Here is a 17,411-nt window from a genome sequence, read left to right on the forward strand (position 1 = left end):
TTTTGGTCTTATTTATCGTTTAATGCAGTAACACCTGGAAGCTCTTTGCCTTCCATAAATTCAAGTGAAGCGCCGCCGCCTGTAGAAATATGGCTCATCTGATCAGCAAGACCAAATTTCTCAACAGCTGCTGCTGAATCTCCACCGCCAATGACAGAATATGTATCTTTTGCTTCTGCCAGTGCTTCTGCGATTGCTTTTGTTCCTTTAGCGAATGCGTCGATTTCAAATACACCCATTGGTCCGTTCCAAACAACAAGTTTGCTGTTTTTAATAACATCAGCGTACTTGCCTATTGTCTCTGTTCCAATATCAAGTGCTTCTAGATCACTTGGAATTTCAGAGATTGGCACAATGCTTGTATTCGCATCATTTGAAAAGTCGTCGGCTACCAGAACATCTGTTGGAATCAGGAAGTTCACGCCTTTTTCTTTTGCACGGTCCATAAAGGATTTCGCTAAATCGACTTTGTCTTCTTCTAATAAAGATTTTCCTACTTCGTGGCCTAGTGCTTTCACAAATGTGTAAGCAAGTCCGCCGCCGATGATGAGGTTGTCCACTTTATCAAGAAGACTTTCAATCACACCGATTTTATCCTTTACTTTTGCGCCACCAATAATCGCTGTAAATGGGCGATCAGGGTTTGAAATGGCTTTTCCTAGAACCTCAAGCTCTTTTTGCATGAGGAAGCCAGAAACAGCCGGAAGATATGCTGCAATACCAGCAGTGGATGCATGTGCACGGTGTGCAGCACCGAATGCATCATTGACATACACATCGGCTAAATCAGCAAATGCTTTTGATAGTTCAGGATCGTTCTTTTCTTCACCAGGATAGAAACGAACGTTTTCAAGCACTAGCACATCTCCTTCTTTTAAGTCAGAGATTTGCTTTTTTACGTTGTCGCCGTAAGCTTCATCCGCTTTTTTCACTTCTTGTCCAAGAAGCTCTTGCAGACGTTTCGCTACAGGTGTCAGACGCAGTTCTTCAGTAACTTGACCCTTCGGACGACCCAAATGACTAGCTAGTAGTACCTTTGCGCCTTGTCCTGTTAAATACTCAATCGTTGGTAATGCTGCGCGAATACGAGTATCATCCGTCACTTTTCCGTCTTTCATTGGAACGTTAAAATCTACGCGGCAGAACACAACTTTACCTTTTACGTCAATGTCTTTTACTGATTTCTTATTCATGCTCGTCAGGAGATCCTCCTTTATTCTGGTTTCCTTACGCATTGGACAAGTCTCTCTTTATCCTTTTCCCATTTTGCCCTCATCAAAACGAGAAATCGTGCAGAACGGATAAAAACAGAGAAAAAGGGAAAGGGATGCTTCCCCTTCCCTTGTCCGTCTTCATTATATCGTGTCTATAGGAAAGAACCAAGTGAGTTCCTTCAGTGTGACAAATTAAAGACCTTGTTTTGCAATGTAAGCTGCAAGGTCAACCACGCGGTGAGAATATCCACTCTCGTTATCGTACCAAGAAATGACTTTCACCATGCTGCCTTCCATTACCATTGTAGAAAGAGCATCAATTGTTGAAGAGTTTGCATTACCATTGTAGTCACCAGATACTAATGGCTCTTCGCTGTAGCCAAGGATTCCATTAAGTTCTCCTTCAGCTGCTTCTTTAAGTGCTGCATTTACATCTTCAACAGTTACATCTTGGTTTAATTCAGCCACAAGGTCAACTAAAGAAACGTTAGGTGTTGGAACACGCATAGCGCCACCGTTTAATTTACCTTTAAGTTCAGGCAATACAAGTGAAACAGCTTTCGCAGCACCTGTAGAAGTTGGGATGATATTTTCCGCAGCTGCACGAGCACGACGGTAGTCTTTGTGCGGAAGATCAAGAATTTGTTGGTCATTTGTGTATGAGTGAACAGTTGTCATCATACCGCGTTTGATACCAAATTTATCGTTAAGTACTTTTGCAAATGGAGCTAAGCAGTTTGTTGTACAAGATGCATTAGAGATGACATCGTGGCTAGCTGCATCGTATTTGTCTTCGTTTACACCCATAACGATTGTGATATCTTCTTCGTTAGCAGGAGCAGAGATGATGACTTTTTTAGCGCCAGCTTCTAAGTGTTTTGCAGCGTCTGCACGTTTTGTGAAGAATCCAGTAGATTCAACAACAATTTCTACGCCTTGTTTACCCCAGCTTAATTTCGCAGGGTCACGCTCAGCTGATACTTCGATTGTTTTACCGTTCACTACTAAGTTCGTACCGTCTACAGAAACCTCTGCATCTAGTTTTCCGTGAACAGAGTCATATTGTAAAAGGTGTGCAAGCATGTTAGCGTCTGTTAGATCGTTAACCGCTACTACCTCAACTTCAGGATTGTTTAATGCTGCACGAAATACGTTACGTCCAATACGTCCAAATCCGTTAATACCGACTTTTACTGCCATGATGTTTCCTCCTTTTATAGGTCACAATGTTTTATATTGAGGGATCAATTGACTCCCTTAATAACTCTTTTGCGGCTCCTTCGTCTGTGACGAGAACCGTTCGGCGGGGTTTTTTGAAATAAGCTTCAATGGCCCCTGCCTTTGATGATCCACCTGCAACAGCAATGATGTGTGGAATGCTTTCTAAATCATCTAGCTGCATGCCGACGGAGTGCACTTTGTGGACGACCTCACCATCACGATTAAAGTAATAGCCAAAGGCCTCTGTCACTGCGTCATGCTCATCAATCTTTTTTAAATCTTCAGCTGGTGTGTTTCGTCTCATCGCCATTGTTTTTGCTTCACCGATTCCATGAATGAGCATCGTGGATGATTTAATCGTTTGAAGCACTTCTTTGACTGACGGCTCTTCAATAATGGAAGAGTAAGCACCTTCTGACAGCTGTCCTGGAACAAACAACAGTTTGTAAGTACCGGAAGCTTTTTCAGCCATGTGGGCACAAATGGTGTTTGCCTGATTTTTTACATTCTCCCCAAGACCGCCTCTCGCAGGGACAAACATCATGTCTCTGTTTTTGGCATCAGGGGTCATCATTTCGGCAACGGCTTCCATCGTCGTTCCGCCAGTGACGGCGACGATATTATTTCCAGTAAACCTTTTTTTCATACATTGGACAGCAGCTCTTCCCATCTCTTGCTTCACCCACGGGGATTCGTCACTGTCACCAGAAACGATCACGACTTCTTCTAGGCCTAACTTCCTCTTTAATGTATTTTCCAAAAAGGTTAAACCTAAAACGTCTTTCATCATTCCTTCAAGCATTTCAAGCAAAGCGTGGCCTTCACTCGTCAGCATCATGCCGCTCGTTTTGACATCCAGCAGATTTTGTTCTTTTAAAAACTGAACTTCAGCTCTTAAGATGCGCTCACTGAGACCAAGACTCGTCGCAAGACTTCTGCGGCCGATTGGTTCAGCTAATCTGATGTACTGCAAAATGTCGTAGCGTTTTTGCATAACGATGAGAAGATCTGGCAATAATTTTTTTTGAGCTTCCAATAAACGATTCATGGCTAACGACCCTTTCTTTTCACGTTGGACTAAAAACGTCCCACTGTGACAAAAAACGTCCCGCCACAGCCAAAAAAAATCAATCCCTGCTTTCTTTATTTATTTTAACAGGATCATCTTGCATTTTCAACTATTACAAACACATTTAGACAAAAAATAGACACATTTTCACCGATAGCCTGCTTGTCATCAAGGTTCTTGCTATGATTTTTCTTTTCGAAATATTTTATTTTCTTCTATATTGAATGAATTCATCAATGAAAGTGTGCATGCGTAAGAGGTCCGCATACACACTTTTTTGATATAGTCGTCTTTTATGTTTTTGGGATTCCTTCCTCTTCGGCGAAACGCTTTGCCTCTTCCTTCGGTTTGATTTTGAGATAATAAATGATGTAGCAGGCAGCCATGAACGGGATTCCGCAATAAAGACCGATCCGCTGATCCTCGATAAAAAATAAGCTAATGAGCACGATGCCAAATGCGATGAAGCCTGCTAGTGGGACAAATGGATAGAGCGGTGTACGGAAGACGAGATCCTTTACATCTCCCCCGTCTTTTATGAATTGTTTTCTAAAGAAATATTGAGACAAACAAATGGACATCCACACCACAACAAGAACCATTCCAGAAATCGAAATAAGCCACACATACACCGTTTTTGGTGCCACAATACTTGTGAGCAGAGATAGAGCGGATACACCCATTGTCACCAATAATGCATTGATCGGGATTTTACGCTTGGACAGCTTTTTCGTAAAGGCAGGTCCTTTCCCGTCCTTTGAAAGCGACCAGAGCATACGTGATGATGCATATAATCCAGAGTTTGCTACAGACAAGACAGCTGTGATGATAATAAAATTCATGATATCTGCAGCATATGGGATGCCGACCTTGTCCAGCACGACCACAAACGGACTGTCGACAGCGCCTGCTGTCTGCCATGGAAGAAGTGCCGCTAGAACCGCAATTGATAAAACGAAAAAGACCATCGTTCTCCAAATAATATTCCGTATTGATCGAGGCAATGTTTTTTCAGGGCTTTCACTCTCACCTGCTGCGATCCCTACAAGTTCTGTTCCTTGGAAGGAGAAATTGACCGTGACCATGGTTAATAAAATAGCAAAAACACCATTAGGAAATAGTCCGCCATGATCCGTCAAATGACGAAATAAAGGGGCTGGTTCTCCGCCTTTTAAATGAATCATTCCGAAAATTGCGCCAATTCCGATGATAATAAACAATAGGATGGCCGCAACCTTGATGGCTGAAAACCAAAACTCCGTTTCAGCGAAGCTGCGAGCAGAGATGGCATTCACGGCAAATAATATCACGCTAAATGCTAGACACCAGAGCCAAACCGGAATATCTGGAAACCACCTTTGGAGCAATATGCCTGCTGATGTAAACTCCAGACCAATCGTACACGCCCAGCTAAACCAATACAGCCAGCCGATCATAAAGCCTGTGGACGGGCCTATATATTTGGTTGCATATTCCTGAAAGGAACCGGCTGTTGGCATCGCCACTGCTAATTCTCCAAGACAGAGCATGACCAAATACATTAAAAATCCGCCAATGATAAACGATAGAATGGCTCCCCCCGGTCCTGCCTGATGGATAATCAACCCTGACCCAAGGAAAAGCCCTGTACCGATGACGCCGCCTAAGGCAATCATAAAGAGATGTCTGCTTTTCATGGAACGCTCTAGTTCATTATGCTGTTCTTGCATCAAATCCACTTCCCCACTTTCCCTCTTCTATTCAGCATCCTTTGACAAAATTCGCTGTTCGTTGAAAAAGAAAGGGAGAAAGTGAAGCTTCCTCCCCCTTTGCCATTTAAGCTTGAAACAGTGATTCAATATGACCAATCGCCCAGTCTAAATCTGCTTTTGAAATGGTCAGTGGTGGTGCAAAACGGATGACTGTTTCATGGGTTTCCTTACATAACAAACCTGCTTGCTTCAGCTTTTCACAATAAGGTCTAGCTGCCTCTGTCAGCTCCATGCCTATAAATAGTCCGCGGCCGCGCACTTCTTTAATCACAGGACTTTGAATGCGTGCCAATTTGTCTTTGAAGTATTCACCAAGCTCCATAGAGCGTGCTGCAAGCTTTTCGTCGATTAAAACATCCAGTGCAGCAAGCGACACTGCACACGCAAGAGGATTTCCTCCGAAGGTAGACCCATGAGAACCAGGGTTAAACACGCCTAAAATATCGCGGTTTGCTACAACACACGAGATTGGGAATACTCCGCCGCCTAAAGCTTTCCCAAGAATCAGCATATCTGGCTCAATGTCTTCCCAATCACACGCAAACATCTTACCTGTTCGTGCTAACCCCACTTGAATCTCATCCGCAATGAACAGCACATTTTCTTGCTCACAAAGCGTTTTGGCTTCTTTCAAGAAGCCTTCTGGCGGCATGACAATCCCCGCTTCTCCTTGAATCGGCTCAATGAGGAAAGCCGCTGTCTGTGGTGTGATCGCTTCACGTAACGCTTCAATATCTCCGTAAGGAATTAGCTTAATTCCAGGAAGCATTGGGCCGAAACCTCTTTGGTATTCTGCTTCTGAGGAAAGAGATACAGCCGTCATCGTTCTCCCATGGAAATTGCCAACACACGCAATGATTTCTGCACGATTCTCTTCGATTCCTTTCACATCATAGCCCCAGCGTCTCGCTGCTTTTACAGCGGTTTCTACAGCCTCAGCACCTGTATTCATTGGCAGTGCCATGTCTTTATTCGTCAGTTTGCAAATTTTTTCATACCAAGGACCAAGCTGATCATTATGAAAGGCTCTCGAGGTGAGCGTCACGCGGTCTGCCTGTTTTTTGAGCGCTTCAATAATGCGGGGATGGCGATGTCCTTGGTTCACTGCGGAATACGCACTCAGCATATCCATATATCGATTGCCTTCAGGGTCTGTCACCCACACTCCCTCAGCCTCAGAAATGACAATTGGCAGCGGATGATAGTTTGCCGCTCCATATTGCTCTGTTTGTTGAATCAATTCATTTGTCTGTGTCGTCATCATCTATTCCTCCTTCTGTAAGGTAGCTTCTTTCAATTGGGTTCATCTTCATCCATATGTTATGCAAGGATCGTGCCAACTTTCTGACCGCTTGATCATGGGGTCTACTTCATTAATTACGCAAAGTTTCTTTGCATACGCCAAATTTTTTAGAGGAAACCGCAAAATTTTTCATGTAAAATAGAGGTAACGTCAGGAGGTGGCGCAATTGAAAAAAGATCTGCATGCCGCAAAGCTTGAAAATGAGATTGATTTATATAAACAAATGCTCGATTTAATTGATGTCGGGGTTCATGCTATTGATGAGAATGGACATACGGTTGTTTATAATAAAAAAATGATGGAGATCGAGTCTTTAAAACGCTCAGATGTTCTCCATAAAAATGTACTCGATTTCTTCGCCTTTCAAGATGAGATGCACAGTACACTTGTCCAAGCGCTGCGTACCGGGAAACAAACCGTACATGCCAAGCAGACGTATCATAATTACAACGGAAAAGAAATCACAACGATTAACCATACATACCCACTCGTTCGAGATGGTCTCATTCAAGGGGCAGTTGAAATTTCGAATGATGTTGATGTGACCAAGCTGGAACGGCTGATTCATCACAATATGAAGAAAAAAGGAAGCACCCGCTTTACCTTCGATTCTATTATTGGACAAAGCCCTACCTTTTTAGAGGTGATTGAGCATGCGAAACGAGCGACACGCACCTCTTCCTATGTGCTCATTGTTGGCGAAACTGGGACTGGGAAAGAGCTGTTTGCTCAAAGCATTCATAACGGCAGCAGCCGGTCATCTGGACCTTTTATTACTCAAAATTGTGCGGCACTGCCTGATAATTTGATTGAAAGCCTGCTCTTTGGTACACAAAAAGGGGCTTTTACGGGAGCAGCTGATCAGCCTGGCTTATTTGAGCAGGCGCAAGGAGGAACCTTGCTTTTAGATGAGATCAACTCACTAAATCCTCATCTTCAAGCAAAACTACTGCGCGTCTTACAGGAGAAACGTGTGAGAAGGCTAGGAAGCACAAAGGAAATTGCTGTTGATGTAAGAGTGATTGCCAATATGAATGAGGACCCTGTGGATGCAATCGCAGGTGGACGCATGCGCAAGGATTTATTTTATCGTCTCGGTATTGTCACCTTATTTATTCCGCCGCTTTCTGAACGAAAAGAGGACATTCCTACGTTTGTGAATCATTTTATTCAAAAATATAATGAGCTGTTTCAAATGAAGGTGAAGACGGCTGATGAAGAGGTACTTGCCCTTTTTAAGGCGTATCATTGGCCAGGCAATGTAAGAGAACTGGAGCATGTGATTGAGGCGGGGATGAATATGATGATGGATGAAGACGACTTAAGCATGCATCACCTTCCCTATCATTTTAGATTTAAGCACGGGGAAGTCCGTCCTAAGGCGCAATTGCAAACAAATTCTTTGCAGCAAACCGCTGCTGCTGACACCTTTGTGTATACAAGCCCAGAACAGACGACTGATTTCCAAACCCAAATGGAACGATTCGAAAAACAATACATCGTCCATTACTTAGAAAAAATGGACGATAATATTTCACAGACTGCAAAGTTATTGGGCATGAGCAGGCAAAGTCTGCAATATCGAATGAAAAAGCTACATATTTCTCGTCAATAATAGAGCTGTGCCATCATTCGGCACAGCTTATTGTGTATCTGACTGTTCTGCTGGTTTTTGCAGCACATCACCGAGCAGATTTTCTACATTTTTCAAATGCGTAAGCATCGCTTTCTCTGCTTCTTCTGGCTGCCTTGCAACGATGGCTTTGTAAATTTGTTCATGTTCTTCGTAAAGCTTCCGAATGGAGGCTTTCGTTGAGAATAACACGACTTTTCTCGTTTCCCGCATCGTTTCTACTAACAAGGATGAGACTTGATTCATTAACACCTTTAATACATCATTCTTCGAGGCTTTGGCTAAGGCGAGATGAAAGGTAAGATCTGCCTCTTCACCAATTTCTTCATGGGCTTCTGCCAGCTTCATTTGTTCAAGTGCATCACGCAGCTGATGTAGGTCATCGTCCGTCCGAAGCAGCGCCGCCTTTTTGACAGCACCTGTTTCAATAATGGTTCTCACTTCAAGGAGCTGCCTGACATCATGCTGCTTCATTAAAAATGCAGGAGATAAAGAAAATGCGAGCTGTTCAGGATCGAACTGCTTCACATATGTGCCTTCCCCTTGTTTCATCTCTATTAATCCGATCGCTTTGAGAGCAGACAGCGCCTCTCTCACAGCGGAACGGCTGACTTGAAAGCTTTCTGAGAGCGATTGAACCGAATCTAATTTTTCTCCCGGAAGAAGCTCACCAGTGCGAATCGATTCGATTAATGCATCCGCAATTTCTTCATATATTTTTTTGGTTTTGATTTGTTTATATTTCAATTGGTCTCACCTCATCACTGTTGTCTACCCTTTTCGGCTCATGCCCTATCTTATACTTTACCCCAAAATTTCCGTTCACACGTCTCCCCGATTTAATTTTCAAAAAATCTTCTGTATGCCTCGCTTTCAACTAAAAAAGCACCTGCCATGTTTCTGGCAAGTACTTCTTTTTAATCATAGCGCTTCCGCAGTGTAGATGATGGAAGATTCATTTGTTCACGATATTTCGCAATGGTTCTGCGCGACACTCGGATGCCAAAGGTTTGCTGTAGCTGCGTCATCATTTGCTGATCTGAATACGGTTTTTTCTTATTTTCCGTTTGGATCAGCTCTGCGATGTACGTCTTGACTGTGTAGCTGGACGCCTCTTCCAGCGAGGGTCCTTCTAGCTTTGCTTGGAAAAATTGCTTCATTTCCATGAGGCCATAAGGGGTTTGCACCATTTTCCCTTTCACCGTTCGACTGACTGTTGACTCATGCACTTGCAATATATCTGCGATCCGCTTCATCGTAAGCGGTTTCATTTTATGTTTCCCTGTAAGGAAAAAATCTGTCTGGTGTAAGATAATCTCACGAACGACATGGGTCATCGTTTGTTTTCTTTGCTTCAGCGCTTGGACAAGCCAATTGTACTGCTGCTCTTTTTCCTTTAGATACACATATGCTTCATGCCGCTTTCGGTCTTGAATCATGGCGAAGTATCCTTCATTCATTTCAACGTCTGGGAAAGCGCGCTGATTCAGCTCAAATGTGATGTGGTCCTGCACGACAGTAATCGTCACATCCGGCTCTATATACACATGGTCTTCTTCGTATGAGAAATGGATGCCGGGTCTTGGTTCAAGCTGCGACACCTCATCTTGTACCGCTTGAAGTGTTTTCATGGAAATGCCTGTTTTCGCCGCGATTTCCTTCCAAGCCTTTCTTGCAAAGAGAAAAAAGTGCTCATCAATGATCAGCTCGGCTTCATACCAGCGCTCCTTTTTTCTTCTCAGCTGAAGCAGGATGCATTCTTGTAAAGATCTTGCGCCAATACCGGCAGGCTCTAGCGATTGAAGCTGATGAAGGACGGCTTCTACTTCTTCAGCTGACACCTTTAAGACAGCTGCCATCTCGTCAACCGGTTCATTTAAATAGCCGTTGGAATCAATGGACTCGATCATAAAATGAAAGATCCTTTGATTCTTTTCACTTAGATTTAAATCAAGGGCTTGCTTCTTTAAATACATTTGCAGGCTTTCTTTTTGATGCGTTCGATACGGCTCTGTCATTCGATCTTGAGATTTTTTATGATAAACTGGTTGATAGCTGTCCGTGTCTTTCCGCTCAATCAGAGGGTTCTCAAGCGCTAACTGGTCAAGATACTCGCCAAGCTCAGTGCTATTCAGCTGGAGCAATGTAATGGCCTGCCTGAGTTCTGGTGTGAGCACCTGCTTTAATACCTGTTCTTGTTGCAGATTAAGGCTCATTGTCTCCCCTCCCTCTCATCATTTTACATGAAGATTGACGGACCGTATATACGAAATAGGAGTGATTCCCATGTCTGAACTTTTTTCCGTTCCATACTTTGTTGACAACTTGAAACAACACATCGCCATGAATCAAAATGAAGACAAGATTCATGCCATGAATGCCTATTACCGCTCAGTGGTGTCAACGCTTGTACAAGATCAGCTGACCAAAAATGCTGTGGTTTTGAAGCGAATTCAGCACCTTGATGAGGCGTATCAAAAGGTGAAAAAAGAAAGCGAATGAACGAAAAAGAACACCCTTTGTCACGATGGCAAAGGGTGTTTTTCATTTGCAAAAAGCTTCCGATCCAGCCTTGATTTGTACATCATCAAAAAGCCAGAACGTCCTACAGTATAGATGATAAAAGCAAACCATAATCCGTGATTGTGCCAAATAGGCGTAACTGCTGCTTGAACAACGATAAACAAGATCATCGCAAACAGCATCGAATTTCTGACAGGGGCAATTTCTGTCGCACCTGTAAATACACCGTATATGACCAAACCGAAACAAGCGGCAAACGGATAAAGAACGAGCCAGTCTGCATAGCCTAATGTCACATCTAGAAGACGAGGAAGATTTGTAAACAAGCCCAAGATCGGCTCTTTTAAGAGGAAATAAACCGACGCAATGACGCATGCCATGACAAGTGCCCACTGCCTTGAAAGGGTTAAGGTTCTCTCATAAAGGATGCGGTCATTTGCACCAACTGATCTGCCCACAAGGATGCTGGATGCATTGGCAAAACCATCGAACAAATAAGCCATGATGTAGTGAATTTGAAATAAGATGGCATTGGCCGCAAGCATTTCTGTTCCAAAAGAAGCACCTTTTGCTGTAAACATGTTAATCACGACAAGGAGACAAATCGTCCGAATAAACAAATCTTTATTCACATGAAACATTTTCTGCACTGCCTGTGTATCCATGATTTTCTTAATAGACGGCATCTGGAACCCGTTTTTTGAATGCTTCATGATGATCCATGCGCCTAATACAAAGGCGGTTAATTCAGATATCAATGTCGCGGCCGCCACCCCTTTGACTGCAAACGAAAACACATGAACAAGCAGGAGGGCAAGGACCATATTCATGACATTGATCAAGATTTGTAAAGAGAGGGCTTCTTTCATTTTTGCCATCCCCATCAGCCAGCCTAATATCACATAATTCATCAAGGTAAACGGCGCACCCCAAATCCGAATATGAAAATAATCTGCTGCAAACTGCCGGACATCCGCAGCGGGAGAGATCACTAGAAAAGCAGATTGAATAATGGGCCATTGCAGGGCAATAAAACAAAGGCCGACAATGATAGCGATTAAAAAGGGTCTTAGAAAAGCAAGTACACCCTGCTCTTCACTTTGCGCCCCGTTTGCTTGAGCGGCAAAAGCAGATGTACTCACCCGCAAAAAACCAAAGAGCCAATAGAGTGTACTGAAAATGAGACTGCCAACTGCGACGCCTCCAATATACGCGGGATTGGCAAGCTGACCGACAACAGCTGTATCAACAGCTCCAAGTAATGGAGTGGTCATCGTTGAGATGGTTAAAGGAATGGCTAAAGCTAAATACGCTCGATGGTTCACGATGCCACCTGCCTTTCATGAAAAATAGCCTCTTCTAAAAGAGGCTTAGATTGTTGACAAAGTGCTAAAATGATTTTTATTTTAGCACTTTGTCTTCTTTTCAGCGTGATAGAAAACCTTTGAAGTCTAGGAAGGGCAGCTACTTTTGCGGAGCGAATTGAACATTCGTGAGCACCAGCGCGCAGACCTGACAACGAATGCGAGGGTTTGTCTACACGCTGAGCCTCTTCTAAAAGAGGCATTGATGTAATGAAGATTTATCGAACCGGTCTGCCAATTGTTCGGGACAAAGGATGGTCTACGAGCATTGCATCTCTCATCTTTTGCACCGCTTTCTCTTCTGATGAAAAGAAATCATCCTTTGATCGAAATTGAGCAACAAGTTCACCTTGATCTAATATCGCCAATTGATCACTTAAGTGATAGGCTGCCGTCATATCATGTGTAATAAATAAGTAAGCGACACCTAGTTCCTTCTTTAATTCTACTAATAAATCTAAAATGACACCCTGTGTGACCATGTCTAAGCTGCTGACGGATTCATCCAGTACGACGAGCTTTGGCTGCAGTAATAAGGCTCTTGCAATGTTGATTCTTTGCAGCTGACCGCCGCTGAATTGGTGCGGATATTTAGATAAGTCCTTTTCACTGAGCCCGACTCTTTCCAGCCAATGGATCAGCACGCTTTTGCGTTCTTTTCGGCTCATGGTTTCATAGTTTTCAAGCGGCTCGGATAAAATTTGTTCGACTGTCCACCTTGGATTTACCGCCGAGTACGAATCCTGAAACACCGCTTGCACATGCCGGCGATAATGTTTGCGTGTTCTTTGATCTGCACAATATATATCCTGCCCTTCAAAAAGAACCTGACCGGCTTTTGGCTTCTCTAGACCAAGTATGATACGACCTAGCGTGCTTTTCCCTGCGCCGCTTTGCCCCAGTAATCCGACGCACGTGCCTTCTTCAATGATTAAATTGACGCCGTTTAAGACTTGGTCTGCGCCTTTTTTTCTCATCAGAAACGACCGGCTGTTGTATGAATGACTAACTGCTTTCACTTCTAATAAATGCAAGGGCCTTCTCACCTCAAATCGGACAAACAGCTGGGATGGATGGACGAGCTGCTAATAGTTTCTTTGTATAATCATGCTTGGGGTTTTCAAAAAGCTCAAGGACTTCTGCTTTTTCTACCATTTCTCCCTGTCTCATGACAACAACCTGATCTGCCATTTCTGCAATGACGCCAAGGTCGTGAGTAATGAGCAAGATGGCAGTTCCATAGTCATGACGAATTTGGTTCAGATGCTCAAGCACCAGCTTCTGCGTGTGTACATCTAAAGCAGTTGTTGGTTCATCTGCTATGAGGAGAGGCGGGTGCATACAGGCAGCCATCGCAATCATGACACGCTGCAGCATGCCGCCGCTTAGTTCAAAGGGATACTTGTTTAACAGCTTGTCTGGCTGCGGCAGATTCATCTGCGCTAACGCATCTATTGCCTTCGCTTTTGCCTGCCTTTTACTGACAGTAGTATGCCGGCGGATGGTTTCAATCAGCTGATGACCGATCGTCCATACTGGCGTAAAGCTGTTCATTGGATTTTGCATGATATATGAGATGTCCTTGCCCCGAATAGAACGTATATCCCTTTCACTCAGACCGATCAATTCTCGTCCTTGAAGTGTGATGCTACCAGTGACATCGGTTGTTTTTCGGTCAAGCATATGTAAGATCGACATACTTGTCACCGTTTTCCCGCAGCCGCTCTCACCTATTAATCCAACGATTTGGCCTCGCCCTACTTCAAACGATACGTCCTGAATAAGAGAGGTTGTCCCATAAGGCGTTTTCGTCTGCACATGCAGGTTCTCTATTTGTAAAATGGACTCTTGCACATTGATCATTCCTTTACACACGGCGTTTGATACCATATTTCTCTGAAAGGGCTTCTCCTAGTAAATTAAAGAGGACGACGACAGCCATGATGACAAGACCTGGATACAGCATCAACTGAGGATTCGTTTGAATATACGATTTCCCTTCATGGATCATTGCTCCCCATTCAGGCATAGGAGGCTGAACGCCTAATCCGAGAAAGGACATCGCTGAAATGTCCATAATCGCCCAGCCCATTTCAAGTGTGCCAATGACCGCGAGTGGCGGCAGGACATTTGGAATCATATGCTTTCTCATGATGTTCCAGTGGGATGTCCCGCTGATTTTCGCAGCGGCAATAAAGTTTTGTTCTTTTAAACTCAGCACCATTCCTCGGAAGACGCGAGCATAGTATACCCACTGCACAAGCATCAAGGCAAGCACTACTTGAGAAAGTCCAGGACCGAAGATGCCGACTAATCCGAGGATCAGCACCAGGTTCGGGAATGCCATGATCCCGTCGCAGATTCTCATTAAGACGTGATCGATCCAGCCACCTTTGTAACCTGACAACAAACCAACGATTAACCCAATCAATAAAGAAGAGAGAAAGATTAATAACGCACAGCCTAGTGAAACACGTGCACCATATAAAATTCGAGATAAATTGCATCGGCCTAATTGATCTGTCCCAAGAGGATACTCCCACGAAGATCCCTTTAGCTTCATCGCTAGATTGACAGCCGCCGGATCATGTGGAGCGATCCACGGCGCACATATTGTCACAATCAGCAATAGACCAAGGAGCACCACGCAGATCGAGATCAGCTTTTGATGAGAGAAGAGATATTTTCCTTTTGTCATCATGACTGGCGGCCTTCCTTTCTGGAAATACGGGGGTCAATGATCAGCTGAAGTAAGTCCACAATCAAGCTGCTCAAAATAAAGATACATGCTGCCATAAGGACATAGAATTGAATGACCGGCAGATCCCGGTTAAAGATCGCTTCAATAAAGAAGCGCCCAAACCCTGGCCATGAAAAAACTGCCTCTACGATAATGGTTCCTGTCAGCAGCTTGCCAAGATTCACCCCAAGCCCTGTCAGCATTGGCGATATCGCGATTCTCAATACATGCTTGAACATGATCGACCGTTCCTTTAATCCTCTAATTCTCGCATATTGAACAAACGGCTCTTGAAGCGCCTCACTCACACTTGATCGTAATAGCCTTGTATACATCGCAATTAAAGGGACGGCAAGTGTGACCGACGGCAGAATGAGATGCTCCCATGTTCCCACCCCTTCAACCGGTAGAAGATCGAGCTTCACCGAAAAAAAGAAGATGAGCAAATACCCCAAGACAAATGTCGGGATAGATGCTCCTAAGAAAGAAATGAGCCGGCTCACATGATCAACGACGCCATTTTTCCTCATGCCGCTGAAAAAGCCGAGTGGAATGCTGACACAAATTGCAATCAGTAGACTAGTCAGCGCCAATTGAATCGTCGCTGGTATTCTATAGATCACCTCATTGAGCACAGGCTGGTTGGACATATATGATTTGCCAAAATCAAGATGAATGACTTTTTCAATGGTGTGAAGATACTGCATATAAAACGGTTGGTCTAAACCAAATTCACTTCGTTTTTGCGCTAATATTTCATCCGTTGGCTGGATATGAGCCGCCGCTAAATATGCCTCAGCCGGGTCGACTGGCGAAAGGTGAATCATACCAGTCGTGAAAAGAGTGGCTAATAAAAATACAGGGATGATTGATAGCATGCGTTTGACGATATAGCGGCCCATTTCCTAACCTTCCTTCTATTACTTCAGCTTAATACCTGTGAATGGATGTTCGTCGCGATTTGCTGGGAACTCAAAGTCCTTCACATTTTTTTGATAAACGGCTGTCTTTTTAAAATAAGAGATTGGCACAATTGCCCCTTGATCCTGTAATGAAGATAAGACAGACGAATAAAGTGCTTTTCGTTTGTTTTCATTGGTTGTTGATGGAATTTCGCTCATTTCTTTGATCAGCTTGTCCTTATTTGGATAGGCTGAGATGGCTTCTTTGAATCCAAAACCATCTGATGAGACGACGTTCATAAATGTATGCGGATCATATGGCGCTCCGTAGTTGCTAAAGAAGTTCATATCAAACTTATTAGCTTTAAAGCGCTGCACCTGTGTTGCCAGCTCCACACCTTCAAGTTTGACACCAACGCCAATGGCACCCCATTCTGCTTGAAGCGTCTCAGCCATCGCTTTTTGAATCGATTCTGCTGAATCATACATCATACTAAATTCAAGCGTTTTTCCATCTTTTTCACGAACGGTTTTTCCTTTTGGTAGTGTCCAGCCTGCTTCATCCAGCAATGCTTTCGCTTTGTCTACATCATATTGGAACGACTTCACCTTAATATCAGATGTGTAAGGCATGTTGGTCGGCAATATGTGATCTGCTTCATCCTCTAAGCCAGAGGTAACACCTTCTACCATTGACTTCTTATTGATCGCATATTGAAGGGCATGTCGCACTTTCTCATCTGACAGCTGATCCACTTTTGTGTTCATGACAAGCTGTCTCGTTGCTACCGGCTCTGACATTTTTGTTTCATACTTACCGCTCGCCTCTAACTGTTTGTAGGCATCCAGGCTAATGGTTCCTTCTCCGTAAAGGACGTCTACATCACCTTTTTCAAATGCCATGACTCTCGTTTCCGCATCTGGGATGACCTTGACTTTGATTTCTTTGACCTTTGGTTTTTCTCCCCAATAATGATCATTTCGTTCGAAAATGGCATAGTCATCTTTTTGATATGTTTTTAATACCCAAGGGCCTGTTCCCACTGGTTTTTCAATTCCTTTTGACGTATCACCGTTTTTAGGGAAGTCTGCTTCGCCTAAGAAACGAACCGGGCGGACAACGGCTAATTCTTGAACAGTTGGATAATATGGCTCTGTTAATGTGAGTTTAAATGTTTTCTTGTCTACTGCTTCTGTCTTTTTGATCTTTTTTATCACACCTAACCAGCTATGTATATCCTTGTTTTTCAAGATGGAATCAAAGTTCTTTTTCACAATGTTTGCATTAAACTCAGATCCATCTGAAAATGTCACTTTGTCTCTTAGATGGAACGTGTACACCTTGCCATCCTTTGACACATCCCATGATTTCGCTAATTCAGGTTTTAGCTTTCCATTCTTTTGATAGCTGACCAATGGCTCATAAATCATTGATTGCGCGAACAATTGTGATGGGTTGTATACGTGCGGATTCATTTCGCCAATATCTCTCGGCCAAGCCATCGTGATCATGTCAGGATGATCCTTGTTTCCATCTGCCCCATTGTTTGCTTGAGAACAGCCTACTAATAAAAAGATAAGCAGGAAAGGGATGACTGTATTTATTTTAATTTTCGGAAAAAATTGACTCCTAATAAACATAAGATGTTCCTCCTAATTGATGCTGATAATCATTTTCATTTTAAGGAGGA

General features: G+C 43.5%; 15 protein-coding genes. 2 read left to right on the plus strand and 13 right to left on the minus strand.

The features are described from left to right. Positions 1 to 8: 8 nt before the first annotated feature. The 5 genes from CKW02_RS16760 to CKW02_RS16780 form a co-directional block, all read right to left on the minus strand. A complete protein-coding gene (locus tag CKW02_RS16760) occupies positions 9 to 1,193 on the minus strand; it encodes a phosphoglycerate kinase (protein WP_003213359.1) in 1,185 nt (394 codons plus the stop codon). A gap of 213 nt (positions 1,194 to 1,406) precedes the next feature. Next, the gene (gene gap / locus CKW02_RS16765) at positions 1,407 to 2,414 is read right to left on the minus strand and encodes a type I glyceraldehyde-3-phosphate dehydrogenase (protein WP_003212811.1); all 1,008 of its coding nucleotides are present in this window, start codon (positions 2,412 to 2,414) and stop codon (positions 1,407 to 1,409) included. 31 nt (positions 2,415 to 2,445) lie between these two features. After that, complete coding sequence (locus CKW02_RS16770) at positions 2,446 to 3,483, minus strand: sugar-binding transcriptional regulator (RefSeq protein ID WP_003212739.1); 1,038 nt, start codon at positions 3,481 to 3,483, stop codon at positions 2,446 to 2,448. Positions 3,484 to 3,797: 314 nt separating this feature from the next. Continuing rightward, positions 3,798 to 5,213: an amino acid permease gene (locus tag CKW02_RS16775; protein WP_003213035.1), complete on the minus strand. Its 1,416-nt coding sequence runs from the start codon at positions 5,211 to 5,213 to the stop codon at positions 3,798 to 3,800. A 106-nt stretch (positions 5,214 to 5,319) separates the two neighbouring features. Then, positions 5,320 to 6,519 (minus strand): ornithine--oxo-acid transaminase, encoded by a 1,200-nt coding sequence (locus CKW02_RS16780; RefSeq protein ID WP_003212894.1) that lies wholly within the window; start codon positions 6,517 to 6,519, stop codon positions 5,320 to 5,322. A gap of 205 nt (positions 6,520 to 6,724) precedes the next feature. On the opposite strand from CKW02_RS16780, the gene CKW02_RS16785 reads away from it, so the two are divergent. After that, a complete protein-coding gene (locus CKW02_RS16785) occupies positions 6,725 to 8,173 on the plus strand; it encodes a sigma-54 interaction domain-containing protein (RefSeq protein WP_003213593.1) in 1,449 nt (482 codons plus the stop codon). 27 nt (positions 8,174 to 8,200) lie between these two features. Here the strand turns inward: CKW02_RS16785 and CKW02_RS16790 are convergent, their stop codons facing one another. Together CKW02_RS16790 and rpoN are read right to left on the minus strand one after the other, a co-directional pair. Then, positions 8,201 to 8,938 carry a FadR/GntR family transcriptional regulator gene (locus tag CKW02_RS16790; RefSeq protein ID WP_003213412.1) on the minus strand — a complete coding sequence of 246 codons (738 nt, stop codon included), beginning with the start codon at positions 8,936 to 8,938 and terminating at the stop codon, positions 8,201 to 8,203. 170 nt (positions 8,939 to 9,108) lie between these two features. Next, the gene (gene rpoN / locus CKW02_RS16795; RefSeq protein WP_003212623.1) at positions 9,109 to 10,407 is read right to left on the minus strand and encodes an RNA polymerase factor sigma-54; all 1,299 of its coding nucleotides are present in this window, start codon (positions 10,405 to 10,407) and stop codon (positions 9,109 to 9,111) included. 70 nt (positions 10,408 to 10,477) lie between these two features. On the opposite strand from rpoN, the gene yvfG reads away from it, so the two are divergent. Continuing rightward, positions 10,478 to 10,693, plus strand: coding sequence for a protein YvfG (gene yvfG / locus CKW02_RS16800; RefSeq protein WP_003213121.1), 216 nt, complete (start codon positions 10,478 to 10,480; stop codon positions 10,691 to 10,693). A 20-nt stretch (positions 10,694 to 10,713) separates the two neighbouring features. Here yvfG and CKW02_RS16805 read toward each other — a convergent pair whose 3' ends face one another. The 6 genes from CKW02_RS16805 to nikA form a co-directional block, all read right to left on the minus strand. Continuing rightward, on the minus strand, positions 10,714 to 12,039 hold the full coding sequence (locus CKW02_RS16805) for an MATE family efflux transporter (protein WP_003212942.1): 1,326 nt from the start codon (positions 12,037 to 12,039) through the stop codon (positions 10,714 to 10,716). 257 nt (positions 12,040 to 12,296) lie between these two features. Next, complete coding sequence (locus tag CKW02_RS16815) at positions 12,297 to 13,112, minus strand: ABC transporter ATP-binding protein (protein ID WP_003213759.1); 816 nt, start codon at positions 13,110 to 13,112, stop codon at positions 12,297 to 12,299. A gap of 13 nt (positions 13,113 to 13,125) precedes the next feature. After that, a complete protein-coding gene (locus tag CKW02_RS16820) occupies positions 13,126 to 13,941 on the minus strand; it encodes an ABC transporter ATP-binding protein (RefSeq protein ID WP_003213686.1) in 816 nt (271 codons plus the stop codon). Positions 13,942 to 13,945: 4 nt separating this feature from the next. Further along, positions 13,946 to 14,779: a nickel ABC transporter permease subunit NikC gene (gene nikC, locus CKW02_RS16825; RefSeq protein ID WP_003213255.1), complete on the minus strand. Its 834-nt coding sequence runs from the start codon at positions 14,777 to 14,779 to the stop codon at positions 13,946 to 13,948. Further along, a complete protein-coding gene (nikB, locus tag CKW02_RS16830) occupies positions 14,776 to 15,720 on the minus strand; it encodes a nickel ABC transporter permease subunit NikB (RefSeq protein ID WP_003212889.1) in 945 nt (314 codons plus the stop codon). Before nikB ends, nikC begins: the two co-directional genes overlap by 4 nt. An 18-nt stretch (positions 15,721 to 15,738) precedes the next feature. Next, positions 15,739 to 17,361, minus strand: a complete 1,623-nt coding sequence (nikA, locus tag CKW02_RS16835) for a nickel ABC transporter substrate-binding protein (RefSeq protein WP_095117887.1) — start codon at positions 17,359 to 17,361, stop codon at positions 15,739 to 15,741. Between the last annotated feature and the right edge of the window lie 50 nt (positions 17,362 to 17,411).

This window comes from Bacillus pumilus (genome assembly GCF_900186955.1).
GTDB classification, from domain to species: Bacteria; Bacillota; Bacilli; order Bacillales; family Bacillaceae; genus Bacillus; species Bacillus pumilus.